We start from the raw sequence: 4,277 nt of genomic DNA on the forward strand, positions 1-4,277 counted from the left end.
CTGTGCAAGAGCGTTGTTTGCGGTTTTGATGTTCTCAGTTTACACTTGTTTATATTTGTGAACAAGCGACAACTGGCATAGAAAATGCTTGGAGTGATAAGTGTGCAAGCATTGCTGCTGAAGTAGGAATATCTGGTTGACTTGCCCATAGTCAGCCGTATACTAGAAGTACCCGGTTGTGCGAAAATGCGAGGTAGGACAATGACAAGCGTATGCATGCAAGATTTTTGCGAGAGCAATCATTTTGGACAGCAAATAGAAAATCTGGCTACTAGGACCGCTGGTCTTGGCAGCGTGTTTGCTGGTGTCTATGCCACTGTGTTCACTCACTATAAAATAGAGAGCCAAAGCAAACGGGTTTTGCGCGATGCACGCACAAAGTTTGCGACCAAGTGCGCTGCCCCATGCGCTGATTCATGCGAATGCAGTGCAGATCTTGCCGTCCATGTGCGCGGACTCCGGAACAGCTTGCGCTCTTTCAGGCGAGATCTTGAGTCGCGCAAGTCGCCCTCATTCGCCAGCAACAAGGTGGCAAAACTTGAAGACGACTGGGACAGCATTTTAGAAACACTTGCCATCTCAGCAGACCCAGAGGCTAAAAATATCTTTAGTGAGCTTAGCAAGGTGTGCCTATAATGGAGATTCAGGAGACAGAGGCATTTCGACGTAGCGTTGACAAAGTGCTTAAAAAGTACCCTCGGGCTGCAAAAGACATTGAAGATGGCATCAACAGCGTCGCCTCAAATCCTGACCAAGGCATGAGCTACCCCGGCATAGAACCTGTTGTAAAAAAGACACGCTTAGGGATGCCTTCATATAAGCAGGGCAAGCGCGGTGGGATGCGGCTGATATATATTGCCAAAACCATGTTGACCCCAATTTTCCTGTATGTGAAAGGGCAGTTCTCAAGCGAAGGCGAAATCAAAGAGGCCACCAAGAAGCAGGCCAAAGAAGTCATCGAAGAGCTTTCCGCAAAAAGATAGTCAGTTTCTCACGGAGGAGCCATACTCCGCCATAAGTCCAAAACCAACACCCCGCCCCAAAAGCGGGGTGTTTGCTTTTGTGGGGGGGGCTACGGAAGGCGGCCGGTTACTTTACTTTTTGCATCGAAAGTATATACGCTGCCCTTAATCTTATGTGTATCGCCGGTAGCCTTTGTGACGGTGTGGTTAGTCCCCAGCACAAGTCGAGGCACGTTATTATACCGGAAGTCCATAGTTGGTTCTCTATTCGTCGTTTCGAGAATGATCCGAGGGTCAAGGTCGGTGTCGTAAAGCGCAAATACAGACCCTTCGTCTATTGACGACATGGTCATCATAGGCCCATTGAATTTAGAATCGCCTGCAAAAAGTGGCTTTGATTTCGAAAAAAGCTGGATCATACCTCCTTGAGATTTATTCGCCCCAACAGCCCCGACGGTATTCATTTCGTCATTCAGTATATATATTTGTTTCACTGTTAAGAGATCAGCAGTGATATGTTCGTAGTATTTGACTTTTGGCTCCCATGTCTCGGCAATCGCCTCTCCGACGCCTTGAGCTGACAGCCAGCCGCCAACAACTCCTCCCAAAAAAGAACACACTGCGACTGTGAAAAACAATTTGTAAGCACGCATGTTAGGCATCTCCTCCCTCACTTTCTAAATATTTATTACTCTATTCTGTGTGACGAAGAAAAGACAGTATTGTCAAGAGGGGCGAGGCGTTGCGATAATCAAATTTTCGACACTCGCGATGGTGATGATTTTTTACAAAGCTTTTCGTTGACAACATTGCTATCATTTGACACACTTCAAACAAAGGATGACATGCTATGAAAACAATCAATATCAGAAAATTTCCCGAAGATCTCCACAAGCTGGCAAAGGTAGCCGCAGCAAAGGAGGGAAAGACGCTCCAAGATTGGTTTATTGAGGCTGTGCAAGAAAAGATCGAGAGAGATAAGAAGAAATAAAAAAGACGGCTCGAAGGGGTGCTACCAACACCACAACGAGCCTAACCACAACCAACCTTCACAGGAGGTTTGTCATGGCTAGCGCAATTATACCTGCTAACACGCCGGAACTCAACATCGTTGACGGTCGCCCCGTCGTTTCCAGTCTCAGTATCGCGGAACATTTCGAAAAGCAGCATTTTCAGGTTCTTCGAGATATTCGCGCAATCTCCGAGGAGATGCCCGAAGACTTGCGAGCATCCAATTTTGTATGCTCGCACTACCACGGCAGCACACCAACCGGCGGCAAGCGTTCTTACCCCCTGTACCTGCTCTCCCGCGACGGGTTCACCCTCGTTGCCATGGGCTTTACCGGCAAGAAGGCGCTTGAGTGGAAGGTGAAGTACATCCAAGCGTTCAACGATATGGAACGCGCCCTGCTGGAAGGACATCACGGTCAACCAGTCTGCCTACCGCCAACTGAACTCACGCCGGACCAGCGCCGCCACCTGCACGATGTGATGGATGCAAAAGTTTCGGCAATCCCGAACGAGTCACGCCGCGCCGCCTATTCAGAAGGCTGGACGCGCTTCAATCGCCATTTCCGCATTGCAAAGTACGAACAACTGCCGCCGGAGCGCTTTACCGAGGCGCTGGAATACCTGATAGCCCTCAAACTGAAAACAGGGCAACGGGCACTGCCTGCAACACAAGCGGCATTACCCGCCCTGCCAACCGACCTGCGGCACAGACTTGCAGAACACGCCCGCGCCTGCTTAGACTTCGGCAGCGAGTTTTACGCACGCTACACAAAGCTACAGGCAGAAAGTCGCGCCCTTGCTGGCGACTTGCGCCAACACATAAGCGCTACCCCGTCCTTCGACTCGTCCCCTTCCGGTGCGCTTGCGCGTGAACGGGTTTACGATGCTATGACCACCTTTGCCCGCCGTGGCGGGACAATAGTAGAAGCAGGCACCGACAACCTGTACATGACAGCCCGCCTGATGGAAGGGCTTGCAGGAATGAAATAAACAGTTTCTCACGGAGGGGGTACTAAACCCCCTCCGTTCCACAACCAGTTCCCTATTCTATTTTCAAAGACCTTGACTTTCGTATTTAATTATGCACCTTCTGATAGAAGGAGACAGCAACATGATACGAAAGGCGTTAATTCTTTGCGTCCTGTGCGCGGGGCTTGCGGGGTGTTACAAGCCTGCTGAAACTACGGGTTGCGTAGCCGCGCAGACTGTCATACCAAGCTTTTACTTTGACTTTTCCAGCACCGACATGTGCAAAGATGTAATGCATGGGCCAGACCCAAACCGACGCCCGACAGAAATCGCCTGCCCCGGCTGTCCTCCAGAATATCTTAAGCGTTATAATTCCACGAATCCAACCACGGATTAGCCCACGGTTCGCCCATAAGCCCACCAACGGCAGGAGGCTGCATAGACTGCTGAATGTGCCATTGCGGCTTGTTTCCGTTGTCGTTTGGTTGTCCTGAATTGGAAGCTGGACCATCAGTTGAGCGCCCGTAAGCTTGGTTCTGTTTTCTTGCTGCATCTAGCAACCCAGCAATACCCTGCATTGGGTTCGAAACCCCACCTGTCGCCGCCATTAAGCCCAGCGATGTCAACGCACCCGCCGCCTGAGCGGCTACAGGGTTCCCTGTCATACTGTACGCCGTTCTGCCAATTCCTTCTGCCACCGCTGGACCCATAAGGCCGCTGGCGGCCCCCATCACGGCCTTGTGCCTTCCGTTAATTCCAAAAGGATTTGACGTCTCAAGGTCCCTTCGCGCCTCCTCTGGACTCCGATAATCACCCTTGAAAAGCGCGCTGCTGACACCGCCGAGACTCAACGGCATCTGCCCGAACTTTTGCGCGTAGTCTGCCACTGGCGCGCGCAATCCTGCTGGCATAGCAGACGGGTTCATGTCTGTTATGGCTTGCTGCATCAACCCCATCTGGTCAGGGTTCATGTGCGGAATACTGGACATGAGATGCCGCTTTTCCTCCGTCCGCTCCTTCTCGCTGGTGTCGTGCTGCCACATGCTGCGTGACCGCGCCATGTCGTTACGGGCCTTGTTGTACGCCTCCGACTTGATAGACAGCCCAAGGTGTTCAGGGTCAGCCGTCCAGCTTTCGGGGGTAGTCATAAGCCCACCCGCAGGCGTCGTCTTACCAACCACGGCACCGTTGCGGGTCAGAGTGTTGTTTGCGCCGTATCCGTAGCCAAGCTTGCGCATCCGGTCCGCGACACTTGCTATGTCATTGCCGCCACGCTCCACGCCAAGCATATCGCTAAGCGCCTTCTCTCCACGCGAAAACCAGCCGCCACTATCA

The 4,277-nt window shown here is 51.8% G+C and carries 5 protein-coding genes; 3 read left to right on the plus strand and 2 right to left on the minus strand.

Translation table 11 applies throughout. From position 1 onward, the window contains the following. The first annotated feature begins 635 nt into the window (after positions 1-635). A complete protein-coding gene (locus ACK5LI_RS07770) occupies positions 636-983 on the plus strand; it encodes a hypothetical protein (RefSeq protein WP_416947913.1) in 348 nt (115 codons plus the stop codon). 89 nt (positions 984-1,072) lie between these two features. On the opposite strand, the gene ACK5LI_RS07775 is transcribed toward ACK5LI_RS07770, so the two are convergent. Then, positions 1,073-1,615, minus strand: a complete 543-nt coding sequence (locus ACK5LI_RS07775) for a hypothetical protein (RefSeq protein WP_416947915.1) — start codon at positions 1,613-1,615, stop codon at positions 1,073-1,075. Between the two features lie 197 nt (positions 1,616-1,812). Between ACK5LI_RS07775 and ACK5LI_RS07780 the strand changes: the two genes are divergently transcribed. After that, on the plus strand, positions 1,813-1,953 hold the full coding sequence (locus tag ACK5LI_RS07780; RefSeq protein WP_416947917.1) for a toxin-antitoxin system HicB family antitoxin: 141 nt from the start codon (positions 1,813-1,815) through the stop codon (positions 1,951-1,953). 74 nt (positions 1,954-2,027) lie between these two features. After that, the gene (locus tag ACK5LI_RS07785) at positions 2,028-2,963 is read left to right on the plus strand and encodes a Rha family transcriptional regulator (RefSeq protein ID WP_416947919.1); all 936 of its coding nucleotides are present in this window, start codon (positions 2,028-2,030) and stop codon (positions 2,961-2,963) included. Between the two features lie 338 nt (positions 2,964-3,301). Here ACK5LI_RS07785 and ACK5LI_RS07790 read toward each other — a convergent pair. Continuing rightward, positions 3,302-4,277 (minus strand): hypothetical protein (locus ACK5LI_RS07790; protein WP_416947921.1); only part of this gene is annotated, 976 nt, incomplete at its 5' end.

This window comes from Oleidesulfovibrio sp. (genome assembly GCF_047973035.1).
GTDB lineage: Bacteria > Desulfobacterota > Desulfovibrionia > Desulfovibrionales > Desulfovibrionaceae > Oleidesulfovibrio.

Coding starts and splice junctions, on each gene's coding strand:
- ACK5LI_RS07770 (WP_416947913.1), top strand. CDS start 636: ATGGAGATTCAGGAGACAGAGGCATTTCGACGTAGCGTTGACAAAGTG.
- ACK5LI_RS07775 (WP_416947915.1), bottom strand. CDS start 1,615: ATGCGTGCTTACAAATTGTTTTTCACAGTCGCAGTGTGTTCTTTTTTG.
- ACK5LI_RS07780 (WP_416947917.1), top strand. CDS start 1,813: ATGAAAACAATCAATATCAGAAAATTTCCCGAAGATCTCCACAAGCTG.
- ACK5LI_RS07785 (WP_416947919.1), top strand. CDS start 2,028: ATGGCTAGCGCAATTATACCTGCTAACACGCCGGAACTCAACATCGTT.